Source organism: Streptomyces sp. CA-288835 (assembly GCF_050936385.1).
Classification (GTDB): Bacteria; Actinomycetota; Actinomycetes; order Streptomycetales; family Streptomycetaceae; genus Streptomyces.
On record NZ_JBNJMW010000001.1, the window covers coordinates 3,691,839 to 3,709,478 of the forward strand.

20 protein-coding genes are annotated in these 17,640 nt (G+C 69.3%); 12 read left to right on the forward strand and 8 right to left on the reverse strand.

Going from position 1 to position 17,640, the window contains the following annotated elements; genetic code table 11:
• Positions 1–70: 70 nt before the first annotated feature.
• Together ACQEVY_RS16535 and mca are read right to left on the reverse strand one after the other, a co-directional pair.
• Positions 71–349, reverse strand: coding sequence for a hypothetical protein (locus ACQEVY_RS16535; RefSeq protein ID WP_432949146.1), 279 nt, complete (start codon positions 347–349; stop codon positions 71–73).
• 6 nt (positions 350–355) lie between these two features.
• Entirely contained in the window at positions 356–1,234 is an 879-nt protein-coding gene (gene mca, locus ACQEVY_RS16540; RefSeq protein ID WP_432949148.1) for a mycothiol conjugate amidase Mca, read from the reverse strand.
• A 126-nt stretch (positions 1,235–1,360) separates the two neighbouring features.
• Here mca and ACQEVY_RS16545 point away from each other — a divergent pair, with 126 nt between their 5' ends.
• Together ACQEVY_RS16545 and greA are read left to right on the forward strand one after the other, a co-directional pair.
• Positions 1,361–1,759: a DUF4307 domain-containing protein gene (locus ACQEVY_RS16545; RefSeq protein WP_432949150.1), complete on the forward strand. Its 399-nt coding sequence runs from the start codon at positions 1,361–1,363 to the stop codon at positions 1,757–1,759.
• A gap of 214 nt (positions 1,760–1,973) precedes the next feature.
• A complete protein-coding gene (gene greA, locus ACQEVY_RS16550) occupies positions 1,974–2,471 on the forward strand; it encodes a transcription elongation factor GreA (protein WP_328769028.1) in 498 nt (165 codons plus the stop codon).
• 73 nt (positions 2,472–2,544) lie between these two features.
• On the opposite strand, the gene ACQEVY_RS16555 is transcribed toward greA, so the two are convergent.
• From ACQEVY_RS16555 to ilvA, 3 genes are all read right to left on the reverse strand, one after another.
• Positions 2,545–3,396, reverse strand: coding sequence for an ABC transporter permease (locus tag ACQEVY_RS16555; RefSeq protein WP_432949152.1), 852 nt, complete (start codon positions 3,394–3,396; stop codon positions 2,545–2,547).
• Positions 3,393–4,442 carry an ATP-binding cassette domain-containing protein gene (locus tag ACQEVY_RS16560; protein WP_432949154.1) on the reverse strand — a complete coding sequence of 350 codons (1,050 nt, stop codon included), beginning with the start codon at positions 4,440–4,442 and terminating at the stop codon, positions 3,393–3,395. Before ACQEVY_RS16560 ends, ACQEVY_RS16555 begins: the two co-directional genes overlap by 4 nt.
• A 251-nt stretch (positions 4,443–4,693) precedes the next feature.
• Positions 4,694–5,923, reverse strand: coding sequence for a threonine ammonia-lyase (ilvA, locus tag ACQEVY_RS16565; RefSeq protein WP_432949156.1), 1,230 nt, complete (start codon positions 5,921–5,923; stop codon positions 4,694–4,696).
• Positions 5,924–6,085: 162 nt separating this feature from the next.
• On the opposite strand from ilvA, the gene ACQEVY_RS16570 reads away from it, so the two are divergent.
• The 3 genes from ACQEVY_RS16570 (at position 6,086) to ACQEVY_RS16580 (ending at position 7,495) form a co-directional block, all read left to right on the forward strand.
• Entirely contained in the window at positions 6,086–6,598 is a 513-nt protein-coding gene (locus ACQEVY_RS16570; RefSeq protein WP_432955246.1) for a MarR family winged helix-turn-helix transcriptional regulator, read from the forward strand.
• Between the two features lie 139 nt (positions 6,599–6,737).
• Complete coding sequence (locus ACQEVY_RS16575; protein ID WP_432949158.1) at positions 6,738–7,247, forward strand: sigma factor-like helix-turn-helix DNA-binding protein; 510 nt, start codon at positions 6,738–6,740, stop codon at positions 7,245–7,247.
• Positions 7,244–7,495, forward strand: a complete 252-nt coding sequence (locus tag ACQEVY_RS16580; RefSeq protein ID WP_432949160.1) for a hypothetical protein — start codon at positions 7,244–7,246, stop codon at positions 7,493–7,495. The genes ACQEVY_RS16575 and ACQEVY_RS16580 overlap by 4 nt, the downstream gene beginning before the upstream one ends.
• A 69-nt stretch (positions 7,496–7,564) precedes the next feature.
• Here the strand turns inward: ACQEVY_RS16580 and ACQEVY_RS16585 are convergent, their stop codons facing one another.
• On the reverse strand, positions 7,565–8,719 hold the full coding sequence (locus tag ACQEVY_RS16585; RefSeq protein WP_328769033.1) for a cystathionine gamma-synthase: 1,155 nt from the start codon (positions 8,717–8,719) through the stop codon (positions 7,565–7,567).
• 142 nt (positions 8,720–8,861) lie between these two features.
• On the opposite strand from ACQEVY_RS16585, the gene ACQEVY_RS16590 reads away from it, so the two are divergent.
• The 7 genes from ACQEVY_RS16590 (at position 8,862) to ACQEVY_RS16620 (ending at position 14,534) form a co-directional block, all read left to right on the forward strand.
• Entirely contained in the window at positions 8,862–9,983 is a 1,122-nt protein-coding gene (locus ACQEVY_RS16590) for a hypothetical protein (RefSeq protein WP_432949162.1), read from the forward strand.
• Between the two features lie 67 nt (positions 9,984–10,050).
• Positions 10,051–10,719, forward strand: a complete 669-nt coding sequence (msrA, locus tag ACQEVY_RS16595) for a peptide-methionine (S)-S-oxide reductase MsrA (RefSeq protein ID WP_432949164.1) — start codon at positions 10,051–10,053, stop codon at positions 10,717–10,719.
• 145 nt (positions 10,720–10,864) lie between these two features.
• Positions 10,865–11,626 carry a hyaluronoglucosaminidase gene (locus tag ACQEVY_RS16600; RefSeq protein WP_432949166.1) on the forward strand — a complete coding sequence of 254 codons (762 nt, stop codon included), beginning with the start codon at positions 10,865–10,867 and terminating at the stop codon, positions 11,624–11,626.
• A gap of 37 nt (positions 11,627–11,663) precedes the next feature.
• Positions 11,664–11,852: a hypothetical protein gene (locus tag ACQEVY_RS16605; RefSeq protein ID WP_432949168.1), complete on the forward strand. Its 189-nt coding sequence runs from the start codon at positions 11,664–11,666 to the stop codon at positions 11,850–11,852.
• 196 nt (positions 11,853–12,048) lie between these two features.
• Positions 12,049–13,164: an AI-2E family transporter gene (locus ACQEVY_RS16610; protein WP_432949170.1), complete on the forward strand. Its 1,116-nt coding sequence runs from the start codon at positions 12,049–12,051 to the stop codon at positions 13,162–13,164.
• Positions 13,165–13,324: 160 nt separating this feature from the next.
• On the forward strand, positions 13,325–13,918 hold the full coding sequence (locus ACQEVY_RS16615; protein WP_432949172.1) for a DUF4291 domain-containing protein: 594 nt from the start codon (positions 13,325–13,327) through the stop codon (positions 13,916–13,918).
• 151 nt (positions 13,919–14,069) lie between these two features.
• Entirely contained in the window at positions 14,070–14,534 is a 465-nt protein-coding gene (locus tag ACQEVY_RS16620; protein ID WP_432949174.1) for an SRPBCC family protein, read from the forward strand.
• A gap of 18 nt (positions 14,535–14,552) precedes the next feature.
• On the opposite strand, the gene ACQEVY_RS16625 is transcribed toward ACQEVY_RS16620, so the two are convergent.
• Both ACQEVY_RS16625 and ACQEVY_RS16630 read right to left on the reverse strand, forming a co-directional pair.
• The gene (locus tag ACQEVY_RS16625; RefSeq protein WP_432949176.1) at positions 14,553–16,544 is read right to left on the reverse strand and encodes a serine/threonine-protein kinase; all 1,992 of its coding nucleotides are present in this window, start codon (positions 16,542–16,544) and stop codon (positions 14,553–14,555) included.
• A gap of 127 nt (positions 16,545–16,671) precedes the next feature.
• A complete protein-coding gene (locus tag ACQEVY_RS16630; protein WP_432949178.1) occupies positions 16,672–17,628 on the reverse strand; it encodes an MvdC/MvdD family ATP grasp protein in 957 nt (318 codons plus the stop codon).
• Positions 17,629–17,640 lie beyond the last annotated feature (12 nt).

Here is a 17,640-nt window from a genome sequence, read left to right on the forward strand (position 1 = left end):
TCAGCGACTTCATGACACCCAGTGGGTGTCATGAAGTCATGCCGTCACTCCAGCTCAAGCCGCTGAGCGCTCAGCCCTTCGCAGGCGAGGCCTTCCCCCCGGAACCGGCCTTCTTGTCGGAGGCGTCGGAGGCTTCGGAGGCGTCCCCCTTCGGGTCCTTCTCCTCCTCGAAGTCGACCTTGCCCATGTGCCGGTTCATCGACTTCATAAGCCCCCACACCGCCACGGCCATCACCGCGAACACGATGAAGCCGAGGACGCCAGGGGTCACCTTGTCCTCGTCCACCTCTGCCGCGAGGGGGACCAGGTGCGTCATTGCCAGGCTTGCGCTTGCGCTCATGTCAGGCATTGTCTCTCAGTACTGCCGGACGCCCGCGAAGAGGTCGTCCTCGGGGAGGGACGTATCGACGAGGGACTTCGCGAGCTCGTACTCCTCCGTCGGCCAGACCTCCTTCTGGATCTCCATCGGGACGCGGAACCAGCCCCCGTCGGGGTCGATCTGCGTCGCGTGTGCGATCAGGGCCTTGTCGCGGATCTCGTAGAAGTCGGCGCACGGAACGTGCGTGGTCAGCGTCCGCTCGTCGCGCTGGAACTCGTCCCAGCGCTTGAGCCACTCCCCGTAGGGGGACTCCATGCCGCGCTCCAGCAGCGCGTTGTGCAGCGCCTCGGTGCGCGGGCGGTTGAAGCCCTGGTTGTAGTAGAGCTTCTGCGGCTGGTAGGCCGGGCCGAACTCCGACTCCGGGTACTTCTCGGTGTCCGCCGCCCCCTCGAACGCCACCATCGAGATCTTGTGGGTCATGATGTGGTCGGGGTGCGGATAACCGCCGTTCTCGTCGTAGGTGGTGATCACCTGCGGGCGGAAGGAACGGATCTTGCGGACCAGTTCGCCCGCCGCCTTGTCGACGTCCTCCAACGCGAAACAGCCCTCGGGCAGCGGGGGCAGCGGGTCGCCCTCGGGCAGCCCCGAGTCGACGAAGCCGAGCCACTCCTGCTTGACGCCGAGGATCTCGCGGGCCTCGTCCATCTCCTTCTTGCGTACCTCGTGGATGTGCTCCTCGACGTACTTGTCGCCCTGAAGCTTCGGATTGAGGATGGAGCCGCGCTCCCCGCCCGTGCAGGTCACGACCAGCACGTCCACCCCCTCGGACACGTACTTCGCCATGGTGGCCGCGCCTTTCGACGACTCGTCGTCGGGGTGGGCGTGTACGGCCATCAGTCGCAGCTGGTCAGTCAAGATCGCAATCCTCGTCAGTCGGCGCCCCCGTATGTTTGGGCGCGATCGGCGGCTTCTATAGTGACCGAGATCGGGGGCGAAAAATTCCGGGGTCCGGCTCTTTTGCGCCCCGCAGAGAGGACGATCATGAGTACGGCGAGTGCGCAGCTTCCCGAGGGCCGCTACGGCCGCTCCGCGGACGAGCGTGCCGACCGCAAGCTCAAGATCATCGGAAGTGTCCTGGGCGTCGCTCTCCTCCTCCTCGTCGGCTGGTTCGCCTACCACTACGTGGGCGGCAACAAGATCAGCGCCGAAGTGATCTCCTTCGACACCTCCGCCGGCTCGGTCAAGGTGCATCTGGAGGTGCGCAAGGACGCGGACGCCGACGGCTACTGCACCATCCGCTCGCAGTCCGAGGACGGCGCCGAGGTCGGCCGCAAGGACTTCCGCTTCGACCAGAACGCCACGCGTATCGACAAGGTCGTCACGCTGCGTACGACGGCCCAGGGCACCACGGCGGAACTGCTCGGCTGCCACGCCGACTGACTCGAGGCTCGCGGCACACCGCTTGCGCCGTGGCTCGATCCGTACGCGCCCACTGGAATACGTCCGCGCTGACCTGCGCTGATGTGATTCTGATGGCTTATGTCCTCCCCCTTCGCCCGCTGAATTGTTAGGCTCGTGGTTTCGCCCTCCCCTGGAGGAACATTCTTCTGGGTAGGGCGATGCTTTGTATTCCCAGTACCGACGAGGAGCACCTGTGACCCAGACCAGCGAGAACGTCACCTGGCTGACCCAGGAGGCGTACAACCAGCTGAAGGCCGAGCTGGAGTACCTGTCTGGTCCTGCGCGCACGGAGATCGCCGCCAAGATCGCGGCCGCGCGCGAGGAGGGCGACCTGCGCGAGAACGGCGGGTACCACGCGGCCAAGGAGGAGCAGGGCAAGCAGGAGCTCCGGGTGCGCCAGCTGACCCAGCTCCTTGAGAACGCGAAGGTCGGCGAGGCGCCGGCGGCCGATGGTGTGGTCGCGCCCGGCATGGTCGTCACCATCGCCTTCGACGGTGACGAGGACGACACGCTGACGTTCCTGCTCGCCTCGCGCGAGTACGCGAGCTCGGACATCGAGACGTACTCGCCGCAGTCCCCGCTGGGCTCCGGCGTGAACGGCAAGAAGGTCGGCGAGGACGCCCAGTACGAACTGCCGAACGGCAAGCTCGCCTCGGTGAAGATCCTCGAGGCCAAGCCGTACACAGCCTGAGCCTGAGCTGAGCCCCCGGCCGAGACCTCCCTCGCGCCGGGGGTTTCCTCATGGCCGGGGGCTTCCTCGTGCGTCAGGCCGTCGCCGAGCGGTACTTGCGCACGGCCAGGGTGCGGAAGAGCAACAGGATCAGCAGCGACCACAGAATGGACGCGAGTACCGGGTGCTGCATGGGCCAGGCGTCGGGCGTCTTGAACCCGGGCGGCAGGTTACCGAACAGCTCGCGGCACGCCTGGACAGTGGTGCTGAACGGGTTCCACTCGGCTAGGTGCCGGAAGAACGTCGGAAGATTGTTGGAGTCGACGAAGGCGTTCGAGATGAACGTCAGCGGGAACAGCCAGATCAGTCCGCCGGACGTGGCAGCCTCCGGGGTTCGCACCGAGAGCCCTATGAGCGCGCCGATCCACGAGAACGCATAGCCCAGCAGGAGCAGCAAGCCGAAGCCTGCGAGGACCTTGCCTATGCCCTCGTGGGCACGCCAGCCGATGAGCAGGGCCACGACGGCGAGCACGACAAGCGTGAGCGCGGTCTGTACCAGGTCGGCGAGCGTGCGCCCGGTGAGGACGGCACCGCGCGCCATCGGCAGAGATCGGAAGCGATCGATGAGGCCCTTGTGCATGTCGTCGGCGATGCCCGCTCCGGCGCCGGCGGTGGCGAAGGTGACGGTCTGCGCGAAGATGCCGGCCATCAGGAACTCGCGGTAATCCTGCGACGAAAGCGAGCCGCCGACACTGATCGAGCCGCCGAAGACATACGTGAACAGCACCACGAACATGATGGGCTGGACCAGCCCAAAAATGATCATCTCGGGAATTCGGCCCATGCGAATCAAGTTCCGCCGGGCGACGACCAGGGAGTCCCGCACGGACTGGCCGATGGCGCTCCCCGGTTGTGCGACGCGCACGGTGTCGCTGCCGACACTCATGAGGTGGCCTCCTTCTTGGCCTCGTCCTTGTCCTGCACCGGCTCCTGCTTCGCCTTGGTCTTGCGGCCCTTGGCGTCCTGCACCCCGCCGTTCTCCTCGTCCCTGGCCTCGGCGAGGTGTCCCGTCAGGGAGAGGAAGACATCGTCGAGGGTGGGGCGGCGCAGGCCGATGTCGTCGATCTCGATGCCACGGGTGTCGAGCTCGCGGATGACCTCCGCGAGGAGCTTGGCGCCGCCGGTCACGGGCACGGTCAGCTTGCGCGTGTGCTCCTCGACGGTCGTCTCGCCCTTGCCGAAGCCCCGAAGCACCTCGGACGCGGTGGCTATGTGCTCGCGCTCGTGGACGACGACCTCTACGCGCTCGCCGCCGGTCCGTGCCTTGAGCTGGTCGGAGGTGCCGCGGGCGATGACGCGGCCGTGGTCCACGACGCAGATGTCGTGGGCGAGGTGGTCGGCCTCTTCGAGGTACTGGGTGGTCAGCAGCAGGGTCGTACCGCCGGAGACCAGTCGTTTGATGACCTCCCACAGCTGCTGGCGGTTGCGCGGGTCGAGGCCGGTCGTCGGCTCGTCCATGAACATGACGGGTGGCGAGACGACGAGCGCCGCCGCGAGGTCGAGTCGGCGGCGCATGCCGCCGGAGTACGTCTTGGCGGGGCGGTCGGCGGCGTCGGCGAGGTTGAACTGCTCGAGCAGCTCGCCCGCCCGCACCTTCGCGTCCTTCGCCTTCATCTGGTAGAGCTGGCCGACCATCTGGAGGTTCTCGCGGCCGGTCAGATACTCGTCGACCGCGGCGAACTGGCCGGACAGGCCGATCGAGCGCCGCACTTCGTTGGGGTTCTTGAGTACGTCGATGCCTGCGACGATCGCCTTGCCCCGGTCGGGGCGCAGCAGTGTGGTCAGGCAGCGGACCGCGGTGGTCTTGCCCGCGCCGTTCGGCCCGAGCAGGCCCAGCACGGTGCCCTCCGGGACATCGAAGTCGACGCCGTCCAGAGCCCTTACGTCACCGAAGGTCTTCACGAGGCCTTCGGCGTAGATGGCGCCTGGCATGTGATTTCTCCACGTCGTTGGGGTTTCTTCGGAAAGATGGGGATGGCGCACTTGGTTCTGCCATGAGTGACGACTGACACACCATAACGCGATGTATCGCGTCTCTCAACGGGTTTTTCCAGGCTGTGGATAACTAGGGCCATGACCTCAGCCGCCGGTCTGACGGGCTGCGGTCTGACGGGCTTCGGTCTGACGGGCTTCGGACCGACGGCTGCGAACTGACGGGCTGCGGTCTGGCGGACCGCCGGACGTCAGTCGATGACCGTGTACCCGGCCTTGCGCAGCGCCTGCCCCACCTCGGCGCAGTGCTCCGGCCCCTTGGTCTCCAGGTGCAGCTCCACCTCCGCCTCTGTGAGCCCGAGCCGCGGGTCGGTTCGTACGTGGCTCACATCGAGGACGTTAGCGTCCACCACTGACAACACCCCGAGGAGCGTGGCCAGGGCGCCGGGGCGGTCCGTCAGCCGCAGCCGGACCTGGAGGTAGCGGCCGCCCGCGGCCATGCCGTGCCGCAGGATCCGCTGCATCAGCAGCGGGTCCACATTGCCGCCGGACAGTACCGCCACGACCGGCCCTTCGAACTCCTCGGGCGTGCTGAGCAGTGCCGCGACGGGGCTCGCGCCGGCCGGCTCGACGACCAGCTTGGCCCGCTCCAGGCACAGCAGCAGGCCGCTGGACAGGGCGTCCTCGGAGACCGTACGGACCTCGTCCACCAGGTCGCCGACGATGCGGAACGGCACGTCGCCGGGGCGCCCCACCTTGATGCCGTCGGCCATCGTCGCCGGGTTGTCGATGGAAACCGGGCGCCCCGCCGCCAGCGAGGGCGGGTACGCCGCCGCGCCCGCCGCCTGCACGCCCACGATCCGTACGTCGGGCCGCAGCGACTTCACGGCGATCGCGATGCCCGCGGCGAGACCGCCGCCGCCGATTCCGACGACGATCGTGCGCACCTCGGGGCACTGCTCGAGGATCTCCAGGCCGACCGTGCCCTGGCCCGCGATGATGTCGGGGTGGTCGAAGGGGTGGATGAACACCGCGCCCGTCTCGGCCGCGTACTCCTGTGCGGCGGCCAGCGTCTCGTCGACCACCGTGCCGTGCAGTCGCACCTCGGCTCCGTAGTGACGGGTCGCGGCGACCTTCGGCAGCGGGGCCCCGGTCGGCATGAACACCGTGGAGTGCACTCCGAGGAGCGAGGAGGCGAGGGCCACGCCTTGGGCGTGGTTGCCGGCGCTCGCCGCGACGACTCCCGCGGCGCGCTCCTCGGGCAGCAGTCCAGCTATCCGCACGTACGCGCCGCGCAGCTTGAACGAGCCCGTCCGCTGCAGGTTCTCGCACTTGAAGTGCACGGGAGCGCCCACAAGCCCGGACAGATGCCTGCTGCCCTCCATGGCGGTCACCCGTGCCACGCCCGCGAGCATCTTCTGGGCGCCGCGCACATCGTCGAGGGTCACCGTCGGCAAGGAGTCAGCCGTGCTGTAGCTCATGACCACCAGTCTCGCAGCTCATGCCCCGCCCCACGGGCTGTGACCAAGCTCCGGCGCCTGTTTGCGCAGCGCTGGTACGGCCCGCCCGCCGTCCGCGTACTCTGTCCACCAACCCAGCCCCACGCATGAATAGAGCCCCCGGCCATGCCCACAACACCAGAAATGTCGATGGACATGACGACCGTCGGTGAAACCGGTCTTCTCGAATCGCTCCAGCACGAGGTGGCGGTGTTCGCCCGCCGTGCAGAACAGACCCGGCTCGGCGGGGTCGGGCAGGTCCGCAACTCCATGGACCGCGCCGCATATCTGCTGCTCAACCGCCTCGACAAGGAGGGCCCGATGGGCGTCAAGGCGCTCGCCGCGAGCATGGGCATCGACTCGTCGACGGTCACTCGTCAGGTCGCGCCGCTCGTGGACACCGGGCTCGTCAAGCGCACCTCGCACCCGGAGGACGGGCGTGCCGTGGTGCTCCAGCTGTCGCCGCGCGGGCTCTCGCGGCTGGAGGAAGTCCGTTCCTCCAGGCGGCAGTTGATGGCCGAACTCACCGAGGACTGGACGGCGGAGGAGCGGGAGGCGTTCTGCACCCTCCTCACGCGTTTCAACGTCGCGCTGTCCACCCGGATGGCCGCGGCCGCGGTGGACGGGGCCTCCGTAGAGGCGCCCTCGCCCTCCTGACGGCCCCCTCCTGAGCACCCGCATGCGTCGGCCTCTTGACCAAGGGGCCGTGCCTGGCCTCATATGAGATCGGGTCCCTGTACGCGATTTCCCTCGCCGTACGCCCCAGGGGTCCGGTTTCCCAGAGTCGGGAGGCGCGGTGCGAGAACGGCAGGCGTCCCAAGGCGCCCGCCGGGCCCGGGAGTTCGAGGCATTCGTCGCGGGCGCGGCAGGGCGGCTGCTGCATGCGGCCACACTCCTGACGGCGGAGTCGCCGCACGACAACCCACGCGCGCGGCGCCTGCTCAAGGCGTCCCTGGCCCATACGTACGCTTCCTGGGACCGGCTGCGCGGCGAGGACCCGTACGACCGCACCCGGCAGCAGCTGGCGGTGCGCTTCGCGCGCGGGGCCTGGCATCAGTACGGCGCGCTGAGCTGGCTGCACCTTCGGGGCGGGCCGGACACCGGCGGCGTACTGCACCGTCTCACTCCCCAGGAGCGGCTGGTCCTGGTGCTGCGCTACTTCGAGGGCGTGGCCGAGGAGCAGACGGCGGCGCTGCTGGGGCTGCCCCTGGAGCGCGTACGGGCGATCGGTGCCCGGGCGACGGCGAACCTGCTGCATCCGCAGCGTGAGGCGGGCCCGGCCGTGGCGAAGGTGGTGCCGTCATGAGCCCGATGGACCGCAGGGAGGGCGCCGTCCGCCGCATCCTGGAGGACGCGGCGCCCTCTGTACCACCCAACCTGCACGCGGACGTCGTACGGCGCGGCAACCGCATGCTGCGCCGTCAGAAAGCGGCCCGGCGGCTGCTGTGGCTGCTGCTGTTCGCGGCCGCCGTGGCCTTCGTGGTGTGGGCGTCGATGGCCCGGCCGTGGGTGGAGCCGCCGTCGGAGGTGACTCCACCGCTCACCGGCTGGTAGCCGCCACAGCGCCCGACGAGCTGGCCAGGCGGTGCGACGTCCGCCTGCCCGAGCCGACAGGAGCTGCGCTCAGCCCAGGGCCTGTGCGAGGTCCTGAAGGAGGTCATCGACGTTTTCGATGCCTACGGAGAGGCGTACGAGATCGGCGGGCACCTCGAGTGCCGAGCCGGCCGCGGACGCGTGCGTCATACGCCCCGGGTGCTCGATCAGGGACTCGACGCCGCCCAGGGACTCGCCCAGGGTGAACACCTTGGCGCGGTTGCAGACCTCCACGGCCGCCTCCTCGCCGCCCGCGACCTGGAAGGACACCATGCCGCCGAACGCCTTCATCTGCTTGGCGGCGACCTCATGACCGGGGTGCTCCGCGAGGCCCGGGTACAGAACGCGCGTCACGCGCGCGTGCCTGCTGAGCATCTCGGCGACCTTGGCGGCGTTCTCGCTGTGCCGGTCCATCCGTACGGCGAGCGTCTTGATGCCGCGCAGCACCAGCCAGGAGTCGAAGGGGCCCGCGACCGCGCCCATCGCGTTCTGGTGATACGCCAGTTCCTCGCCGAGTTCCTCGTCGTTCACGACGAGCGCGCCGCCTACGACGTCGGAGTGGCCGCCCATGTACTTGGTCAGCGAGTGCACCACCAGGTCGGCGCCGAGTGCGAGCGGCTGCTGGAGGTAGGGGCTGGCGAAAGTGTTGTCGACGACCAGCCTGGCGCCCGCCTCGCGCGCGATCTGGGCGACCGCGGCGATGTCCGTGATGCCGAGGAGCGGATTGGACGGCGTCTCCACCCAGACGATCTTGGTCTTGGGGGTGACGGCGGCCCGTACGGCGGCGGGATCGCTGGTGTCGGCGACCGACCATTCCACGCCCCACCGGGAGACGACCTTCGCGAAGAGGCGGAACGTGCCGCCGTACGCGTCGTTGGGGATGACCACGTGGTCGCCGGGGCTGAGCAGCGTACGCAACAGGCAGTCCTCGGCCGCCAGTCCGGACGCGAACGCGAGGCCGCGGCGACCGCCCTCCAGGGCGGCGAGGTTCTCCTCCAGGGCCGTCCTGGTCGGATTGGCGCTGCGGCTGTACTCGTAGCCGCCGCGCAGTCCGCCGACGCCGTCCTGCTTGTAGGTCGAGACCTGGTAGATCGGCGGGACGACCGCGCCGGTGAGGGGATCCGCGGTGTTCCCCGCGTGGATCGCCACGGTTTCGAAGTGCTGGCTGATGTGCCTGTCGCTCATGGGCACCGAGGGTAATGCGCTTGCGCGGATCGTGACGGCTGGAGACGGTGGCGGTGCCGGCACGACGGTGCGAGCGACGGTTTTCCACAGGAACTGCCGACCAGGTTGGCCAATTGTCGGACCCGTCTGGTTCGCTTGAGACATGGAGATTCTCTGGGTCCTGATGGCGCTGGTCATGATGGGCTTCGTCCTCGGGCCGATCTTGATGCGCAGGCGTGCCGGTGGTATCCAGCAGGTCGCTCCCGGCGACCCGGACGCGGCCGACCCGGCGAACTACGGCTTCCTGCGCCAGGAGGAGCTGGACATCCGTATGCCGGGCCCCGATCCGGACCTGCTGGAGGTCCTGGACCTGGTGCAGCACAGCCAGGACTACCGGGGAGCGTCGCAGCTCCTCGCCGGCACGGAGATAGACGGCGAGCTGCGCTGGCAGCGCGTGCAGGCCTTCGCGGGCGCCGCGTCGCTGGAGCTGCAGCAGCGCCCCGGCGGGGTCAGCGAGAGCCCCGGCGGACAGTGGCTGCGGGTCTGGCGGACCGAGAAGCCCAAGGACGCGGGCGGCGCGGCCGTGCACGCGGAGTTCCTGGTGCAGCAGGCGTGGCGTACGTCGACACCGGGCACGGACGAGTTCCGGATCATCATGGAGGAGGCGAAGTCGGCCTGCGACGAGGCGGCGCTGCTCTCCCCCGGTGACCCGATCCCGTACATCATCGAGCTCTCCGTGGCACGCGGACTGGCGTATCCACAAGCCGAGTTCGAGAAGCTCTGGCTGAAGATCCTCGACCGCGCCCCCGCGCACATGGGCGCGCATCTTGCGGCCCTGCATTACTGGTGCGAGAAGTGGCACGGCTCGCGCGAGACGGCGTACGCCTTCGCGGAAGCCGCCGCGGCACGCGCCCCGCAGGGTTCGCTGCTCGCGGCGATGCCCCTCTTCGCCGTCTTCGAGCATCTGCCGGAGGTCAACCTCGTCCAGGGCTTCTACCAGAGCGAGGTCGTCACCAAGGCGGTCCACGGCGCGCTCTACGCGGTGCACGCGGCCCGCCCGGACGACCCGATGCTCGCCCACGTACGCCATCTCCTGGTGTTCTTCCTGGTACGCGGCGAGCGCTGGGCCGAGGCGATGAGCCAGCTCGTGCATGTCGACGGCCACGTAGGGGCCCTGCCATGGACGCTGACGCCGGACCCGGCGGCGGACTACGCGGTGTACCGGGCGCTGGCGGTCGCGGGATACGAGGCGAACGGAGGGAACCCGGCGACGCTGCCGCGCTGACGGCCCGGTTGGAATTCCGGACGGGCCCCGTACGTTCACTGACCGGACCCACCGCCGAGGAGACCGCATGTTCCTGAACAGCCGTTCACCGCAGCTGCCCACCCCCGAGCAGGCCCTGCCCGGCCGCCCCGAGCCGGCCTACTCGGTGCCCGAGCGCCACACCGTCCTCGGCAACCCGCTCCTCGGCCCCTACCCCGAGGGCCTGGAGATCGCCGACTTCGGCCTGGGCTGCTTCTGGGGCGCGGAGCGCAAGTTCTGGCAGCTCCCCGCCGGCGTCTGGACGACGCTGGTCGGCTACCAGGGCGGCGTCACCGAGAACCCCACATACGAGGAGGTCTGCTCGGGCCTGACCGGCCACACGGAGGCGGTCCGAGTCGTCTACGACCCGTCGCTCATCTCGTACGAGCGCCTCCTGAAGGTCTTCTGGGAGTCCCACGACCCCACCCAGGGCTTCCGCCAGGGCAACGACGTGGGCACGCAGTACCGCTCGGCCATCTACACCCACACTCCGGAGCAGGAGACCGCCGCAGAGTCGTCCCGCGCCGCGTACCAGAAGGTCCTGACGGGTTCGGGCTACGGCACGATCACGACGGAGATACTTCCCGCGGAGGGGCGCCCGCTGTATCCGGCGGAGGGGTATCACCAGCAGTACCTCGACAAGAATCCGGCGGGGTATTGCGGGATAGGCGGGACGGGTGTGTCCTGCCCGATCGGTGTCGCCCAGGCCGACGGCTGACCTGAAAACACGACAGCCAACGCGTACAGCCCACGCGTACAACCAACAGGAAAGCGCCGGAGTCTTACCCCGGGATCCGTCATGGCCTCGCCGCGCAGATGCGGCGCCCGGCCTGGCTGGAACGACACGGAGAGTGGGTAGGCGAATGCCGCTGGCGCGCAGGCTGTTTCTGGGGAGCTTCACGGCGGGTGCGGTGACCGTGGCGGTGGGCGGCGCGGCATCGGCAGCCACGGATGGCGCGGCCGATGCCGCCGCGGAGGCGGCCGGCGTGCCCACGACGTTCGACGGACCCGTGTCGGCGGAGAAATTCACGACGAACTCCGCCGGGCTGTCCGCGTTCTTCAAGACGACCTCGGAGACGGAGCACGTCGCGACCCTCTATCAGGCCGGCACTTCCGGCACCGGGGTCGCGCTGAATGTCATCTCCGACAACCCGGACACCTCGGCCATGTACCTGTCCGGCACGGAAACCGGGCGCGGGACGCTGAAGATCACCCACAGAGGACGCGCTGACGGGTCGGACAAGAACGCTGCCGCTCTGTCGATAGACCTGCAGACGGCCGGGACTGCCGCACAGGGCATCTTCCTGACCGGGACCAACGGCGCGACCACCGGCAACCTGATCTGCCTGCGCAACAACGCAGGTCTGGACGACTTCGTGGTGAAGGGAACAGGGCGGATCGGAATCGGGATCGACCGTGCGGCCACGCCTCGCGCCCAGGTCCACATCGTCCAGCCGGCCGGCGCCCCGGCGGGACTTCTGGTCGAGGGCGTGGTGAAGATCGCGGACGCCTCGACGGTGCCGACGTACGTCGACTCGGCAGGTGGCGGCGCCCTGTACGCCGCGGGCGGGGCGCTGATGTGGCGGGGCTCGAACGGCACGGTCACGCGTATCGCGTCCGCCTGAGCGATCCAGACCCGAGACGGAAGCCAGACCGGAGACCATGGTGCAACTGACCCCGGAAGAACTCGTGTCGGAGTTCCACGACGCGGTAATGGAGCTCTACTTCGCAAGGAAGCGAATTGCCGCCCTGGAAGCGGAGAACGCCGCGCTGAGGGCCCGGCTTTCCCCGGCCGGACAGGGGGCTGTGGACGAGGGCGCTGCGAGCGCCGCCGACCCAGAAGGCCGCTGAAAATGTTGTTGTGGGGCTGTCCGGCCGGAGTCCGGGCGGCCCCTTTCGTCATGCGGTGTGGCCGGGGCTAGGTGCCTGCGCGCCCGTGCCACCGAGCCCGACGGGCTGCGTAGCCCCGAACGGGCCCCGGTTCGGCGACGCACAGCAGCGCGGACCAGCGGTGCCAGTGTGACTTGAGTGCCAATAGGGTGAGCCCGTGACTGCCACCCTGAGTTCCACGAAGACCCGCGCCGCGCTCCGCACATCGGCGCGTGTGTCCGCAGAGTTGCTGCTGATATTGGTGATGCTCGCGGTGACGCTGTGGGTTCTGGGCCAGATGTGGTCGGTCGTCTGGCCGCTCGTGGTCGGCCTGCTCCTGACCACACTGACCTGGCCTCTGACTCGTTTCCTGCGTCGTCACGGGTGGAAACCCGCCCTCGCCGCATCGGCCGTGACCGTGCTGTTCCTCCTGGTCGCGGCGGGCGTCGTGGCGTTGATCGCAGTACCTGTGGCGTCCCAGTCCGGCGAGCTGACCGACGGCGTGGTCGAAGGCATCCAGAAGCTGCGCGAGTGGGCCGCCGGTCCGCCGTTGAACATCGGGGACGCCGAGATCAACAAGGCCTTCGACACCGCGGTCGCCCGGGCTCAGGACGGCCTCGGCAGCATGGTCGGTACTGTCGTCACGGGTGTGAGCACCGTGGTCAACGGCGTGGTCACCGCCGTCCTGGCACTCTTCCTGATGTTCTTCTTCCTCAAGGACGGCCCGCGTTTCCTGCCGTGGCTCGCACGTCAGCTGCCCGGTCGGCTCGCCACCGACGTCCCGGCCGTGGCCGCGCGCGGCTGGGACACCCTGAGCTCGTTCGTACGCTCCCAGGCGGCCGTCGGCCTGATCGACGCCGTCCTGATCGGCGTGGGCCTGTGGATTCTGGGGGTACCGCTGGTGCTCCCGCTGGCGGTGCTGACCTTCGTCTCCGCGTTCGTACCGATCATCGGCGCCCTGTTCGCCGGTTTCGTCGCGGTTCTCATCGCTCTGGTTTCCAACGGCCTGACGGACGCGCTGATCGTGCTGGCCATCATCGTCGTGGTGCAGCAACTCGAAGGCAACGTGTTCCAGCCCATGATCCAGAGTCGTGGGCTTGGCCTCCATGCGGCCGTGATCCTGCTGGCGGTGACGTTGGGCGGCAGCCTGGCCGGCATCGTGGGCAGTCTGCTCGCCGTACCGATCGCCGCACTGATCGCAGTGGTCTGGAACTACGGGCGCGAGCAACTCAGCGACCCGTCACAGGGACCGCGGACCGACGAGCCGGACACAGGCCCTGCCGTCCAGACATAGCAGGCGCCTGCGTTTGGCCACCCGGCCGACGCTGCGGGATCGCCGCACGCAGGGCGGTCTCGATGCCGCCGGACCGCCACCCGACGCGTCAGCTGGTGCGCAGTGAACGGCAGTCGAAAATCAGTGGCCGCCTGAACCGGCCGACCCCAGGCTGTACGCCATGGAAGAACCGCAACGCGAGGTCCGTGCGGCCTACGCGGAATCCACGATCACCGTCTACCAGGCGTACTCCCCCGAAATCGGTCGGCCCGCGGTCCGGGAGGGCCGCTTCACCGCCGCGTGGAAGCGGGACCGGATGACGTGGATCAAGCCGTCGTTCCTGTGGATGATGTACCGCTGCGGCTGGGGCACGAAAGCGGGGCAGGAGACCGTGCTCGCTGTCGAGATCAGCCGGGACGGCTTCGAGTGGGCGCTGCGCCACGCGTGTCTTTCAAGCTACGTCCGCGGGGTACACGCCGACCAGGCCGCCTGGCAGCGTCAGTTGAAGCGTGCGCCCGCTCGCGTGCAATGGGACCCGGAGCGGGACCTGCACCTACGGCCCCTGCCGTACCGCTCCCTGCAACTCGGCCTCTCCGGTGAGGCCGTACGACGCTACGCGGACGAGTGGACGGTCTCCATCCGCGACGTAACCCCGCTCGCCCGAAAGATCCATGCCCTCGTCGGCGGCGGTGACCTGGACTCCGCGACCCGACTGCTGCCCCAGGAACGCCCGTACCTTCTTGGCGACGAACTCCTTGCCCACCTACGGGAATGACGGGCTGCTTCAATGCGGGCGTCGTGCTCTACGGGCATCGCCCCGATGTCAGCCGTCAAGGTCTGGGCTCGGCGGTCCGCAGGTTTGAGCTCGTCGAGGAGTCGGCAGGAAGCCGATGCAGTCGCCGGAGCCCGGTGCTTTGATGGATGGCATGACCGGCAGAAGCGTGGTCGTGGAGCGGCGCATCGCCGCAGGCCAGAGACGTGTGTGGCAAGCCCTGACCGACCTGGAGGGCATGGATCGCGTACTCAGCGGCGTCTCGAAGGTCGAAATCCTCACGGACGGGGCCTTTGACGTCGGCACGCGGTGGCGGGAGACCCGGCGCATGTTCGGCAAGGACGCCACCGAAGAGATGTGGGTGACCGCCAGCGAACCACCCGAGCGCTATGTGGTGGAGGCCGAATCGCGTGGCACCCGTTACGTCTCGGAGTTTCTGCTGCGGGCGGACGGCCCGTCGGCGACGACCGTCAGCATGACGTTCAGTGCCGAGGCACCAGGCGGCGTCATGGGCCTGCTCACCAAGATTCTTGGCGGCCTGGGTGCAAGGGCAGTGCGCAGAGCCATCGCGAAGGATCTCGACGACGTTGCCTCGTCGGTTGAGGGCCGCGACGGCTGACCCCCCGAGGGCGGCCTCTCACCGCCGCGTATACGTGAGCCGCTCGCCGCCCGCCAGTACGCGTACGAGTGTCTCGCCCTCGCGGCGCAGTGTGGAGGAACCGCCGAAGTCGCAGGGGCCGGAGGAGTTGGCGCGGTCGGCCTCCGGTGGGGCGAAGCGGATAGGGCGGTTCGCCTCGCCTGTGGAGACCAGGTTCATGTCGGCCTCGCAGTGGTTGCCGGCGCCGTCCGAGACCAGTGCGGCGGCCGGGCTGCCCACCGGCTTCTGCTCGATGGTCATCCGTTGCGTGCCGCCGCCGTCCAGGGGCCGCTGCCAGGTGCCGAGAACCCCTTCGGGGAGCTTCTCCGGTCCCGCGATCCTGCGCAGTTCGGCGGTACGGCCCGCGGCTTCCCAGCGGAGGGAGTCACCCGCACCTCGGGAGAGGACGTGCTCGCCGAGGGCCGAGCAGCTGTCCGCGGGGACGCTGCTGACGACCTTGGTGTCCAGCCGCAGCGACGTACCGCTGCCGTTGCCGTTTCCGCCGCCGGACGGCTTGGCGGTGAGGGTGCCGTCGCTCTTGCACTCGTAGTTCTTGCCGAGGCTGATGCTGGTGGCGACGATCTCGCCCACCTGCCCCGGCGAGACGGCGAACCGGCGGTACTGACCGGTGGGCTTCCCGTCCCGCTCGACCGAGCCCGCCCAGATGCCGACGAATTCCTTGGGCACGTCGGATTCCGGGCCGCCGCCGTCACCCGAGCCCCCATCCGAGGAGTCCCCGAAGGGCAACGGCACACCCGCGGCCGACGCGCCGAACACGGCGCCCGCCACCACCACGGCGGCGGCCCCCAGCGCGATCGCGACCCGTCGGCCCCTGCCCGCGCGACGAGGCCGCGGCGACGGATCGGGAGCCGAAGCCGCCTCAGCGGACCGGAGGTCCGGCTTCGGCACGACCTGCGTCCCCCACTCCGACCGTTCCGCCACGGGAGTCTCCTCCCAGGTCGCGGGGAAACCGGCGGGTGACGACGCAGACTCGCCCGACCCCGATCCCGATCCCGATCCGGGTGCCGATGCCGGTGCCGGCGCCCCCGACGCCGGCGTATCCGTGTCGAGCAACTCCACAGCGCTGCGCCCCAGTTCGGCGATGATCTGGGCGGGCAGCCACGGCGGCGACGAGGTGCCGGTCGCCACCGGCTGCACCCGTGCGGCCACCTCCTCGGGAGTCGGCCTGGCCGTCGGCTCCTTGTGGAGGCAGTCGGCGATCAGGCCCCGGAGCGGCTCTTCGATGCCCGTCAGGTCCGGCTCCTCCTGCGCGATGCGGAACATCACGGCGTGCACACCGCCTGAGCCGCCACCGCCGAAGGGGGTCTGGCCGGTCGCCGCGTACGCCAGTACCGCGGCCATGCAGAAGACGTCGGCGGCCGGGCCTACCGGCTCGTCCCTGATCTGCTCGGGCGACATGAAGGCGGGCGAGCCGACGAGCATGCCCGAGCTGGTCAGGGTCGAGCCGGGCACCGCGTCCAGCGCCCGCGCGATGCCGAAGTCGATGACGCGGGGGCCGTCGATGGTGATCAGGATGTTGGAGGGCTTGAGGTCCCGGTGGACCAGTCCGGCCCCGTGGATGTCCAGCAGGGCGCAGGCGAGTCCGTAGGCGAGGGTGCGTACGGAGTGGGCGGGCAGCGGGCCGTGCCCGCGCGGCGAGACGATGTGCTCGAGCGAGGATCCCGCGATGTAGCCGGTGGCCACCCACGGCGTTTCGGCCTCGGTGTCCGCGTCGAGGACCGGCGCCGTCCAGCGGTCGCTCACCCTGCGCGCCGCCGCCACTTCCAGCCGGAAGCGCTCGCGGAACTGGGGTTCTGCGGCCAGCTCCGGCTTGATGAGCTTGACGGCGACCGTGCGCCCGCCCTCCGAGCGGGCCAGGCAGACCCGGCCCATGCCGCCGGCGCCGAGGTTTCTGAGCAGCCGGTACGGCCCGACTCTGTCGCCGACCCCCACGTGGCCGGCATCGAAGTCGCCCGTCGCCGGCGTCGTCATCTGGCGTCTCCCCTCGGTCTGCGCTCCGCCCACTCTCCGCCACGAAGGTCACGAGTCGGCTGCCTATGAGCTTCCGTTAGACAGACAAGGACGCTACCCGCCGGGTTGATCCGTTGGGGCGGGGACCTCACCAGAAGCTCTGGGGAACACCGCGATCCGCCTTGCGCTGCGACAGCCACAGGGCGACCGCCTCTGAGATCGGCTGCCCGGTCTCCAGTTCGACAAAGCCGAACTGGCCGCTTTGATTGCACTCGAGGAACCACCAGATGCCGTCCTCGTCCTCGGCGAAGTCGAAGGCGGCGTACGCCAGTCCGGCAAGGGCGACGTACTCGTGCACCGGCTTGCCGACGCGTTCGGGCACCGGAACCGCCGCCCAGGTGTGCTCGGTGTCGCCGTAGCGCCCGTCGACCTGGTCCGGCTCGGCCGTCTTCCGTGCGGCGAACAGCCGGGTGCCGACACAGGTCAGACGAATGTCGGCACACTTGGGTACGTACCGCTGCAGCAGCGCGGGACCGGACGCGACGGCGGTGAAGTCCGCGTCGGGTCCGATCAGGGTGGTGGGCAGGGCGAGCCCGGGGTCATCGGGCGGCGGCCCCGAAGCGGACTTCACGACCACCTCCCGGTGCTCCTCGGCGAACTGCTGCGCCAGGCGCGGGGAGGTGGTGAACACAGTCGGTGGTACGGCAAAGCCGCTGAGGTGGGCCACCCTCAACTGCCATGGCTTCAGGCGGGCTTGATCGGCGTTGCACGGATGGTTCATCCAGCGCGCAGAGGCGGAATGGAGCATTCCGAACAGCGCCTGACGGGTCTCGGCGGTCAACCACGCCGAGGGGTGTGCCGCGTGCGCGGCCGGTTCGCCGGGCCTGCGCACCCATACGGAGCGCAGGCCTCCCATACTGAGCACCTGCCCGTTCTTCGACAGGTGGCCGTCGAAGTCGCCATGGGCGAAGTCGGCCGACAACACGGCTTTGTCCGGCAGGTCGGCGGGGTCCAACCGCATCATGGGGGTCCCCATCTCATGCAGCTTGGCCACCACCATGTCGGCGGTCACGTCCCCCTCGGACGTGAGGATGAGCACGGTCATTCGGTTATGGGG

Excerpts from the sequence above, each read along its gene's own strand:
- ACQEVY_RS16535 (WP_432949146.1), bottom strand. The coding sequence starts at position 349 with ATGCCTGACATGAGCGCAAGCGCAAGCCTGGCAATGACGCACCTGGTC.
- ACQEVY_RS16545 (WP_432949150.1), top strand. The coding sequence starts at position 1,361 with ATGAGTACGGCGAGTGCGCAGCTTCCCGAGGGCCGCTACGGCCGCTCC.
- ACQEVY_RS16555 (WP_432949152.1), bottom strand. The coding sequence starts at position 3,396 with ATGAGTGTCGGCAGCGACACCGTGCGCGTCGCACAACCGGGGAGCGCC.
- ACQEVY_RS16560 (WP_432949154.1), bottom strand. The coding sequence starts at position 4,442 with ATGCCAGGCGCCATCTACGCCGAAGGCCTCGTGAAGACCTTCGGTGAC.
- ilvA (WP_432949156.1), bottom strand. The coding sequence starts at position 5,923 with ATGAGCTACAGCACGGCTGACTCCTTGCCGACGGTGACCCTCGACGAT.
- ACQEVY_RS16570 (WP_432955246.1), top strand. The coding sequence starts at position 6,086 with ATGTCGATGGACATGACGACCGTCGGTGAAACCGGTCTTCTCGAATCG.
- ACQEVY_RS16580 (WP_432949160.1), top strand. The coding sequence starts at position 7,244 with ATGAGCCCGATGGACCGCAGGGAGGGCGCCGTCCGCCGCATCCTGGAG.
- ACQEVY_RS16585 (WP_328769033.1), bottom strand. The coding sequence starts at position 8,719 with ATGAGCGACAGGCACATCAGCCAGCACTTCGAAACCGTGGCGATCCAC.
- ACQEVY_RS16590 (WP_432949162.1), top strand. The coding sequence starts at position 8,862 with ATGGAGATTCTCTGGGTCCTGATGGCGCTGGTCATGATGGGCTTCGTC.
- msrA (WP_432949164.1), top strand. The coding sequence starts at position 10,051 with ATGTTCCTGAACAGCCGTTCACCGCAGCTGCCCACCCCCGAGCAGGCC.
- ACQEVY_RS16600 (WP_432949166.1), top strand. The coding sequence starts at position 10,865 with ATGCCGCTGGCGCGCAGGCTGTTTCTGGGGAGCTTCACGGCGGGTGCG.
- ACQEVY_RS16605 (WP_432949168.1), top strand. The coding sequence starts at position 11,664 with ATGGTGCAACTGACCCCGGAAGAACTCGTGTCGGAGTTCCACGACGCG.
- ACQEVY_RS16615 (WP_432949172.1), top strand. The coding sequence starts at position 13,325 with ATGGAAGAACCGCAACGCGAGGTCCGTGCGGCCTACGCGGAATCCACG.
- ACQEVY_RS16620 (WP_432949174.1), top strand. The coding sequence starts at position 14,070 with ATGACCGGCAGAAGCGTGGTCGTGGAGCGGCGCATCGCCGCAGGCCAG.
- ACQEVY_RS16625 (WP_432949176.1), bottom strand. The coding sequence starts at position 16,544 with ATGACGACGCCGGCGACGGGCGACTTCGATGCCGGCCACGTGGGGGTC.
- ACQEVY_RS16630 (WP_432949178.1), bottom strand. The coding sequence starts at position 17,628 with ATGACCGTGCTCATCCTCACGTCCGAGGGGGACGTGACCGCCGACATG.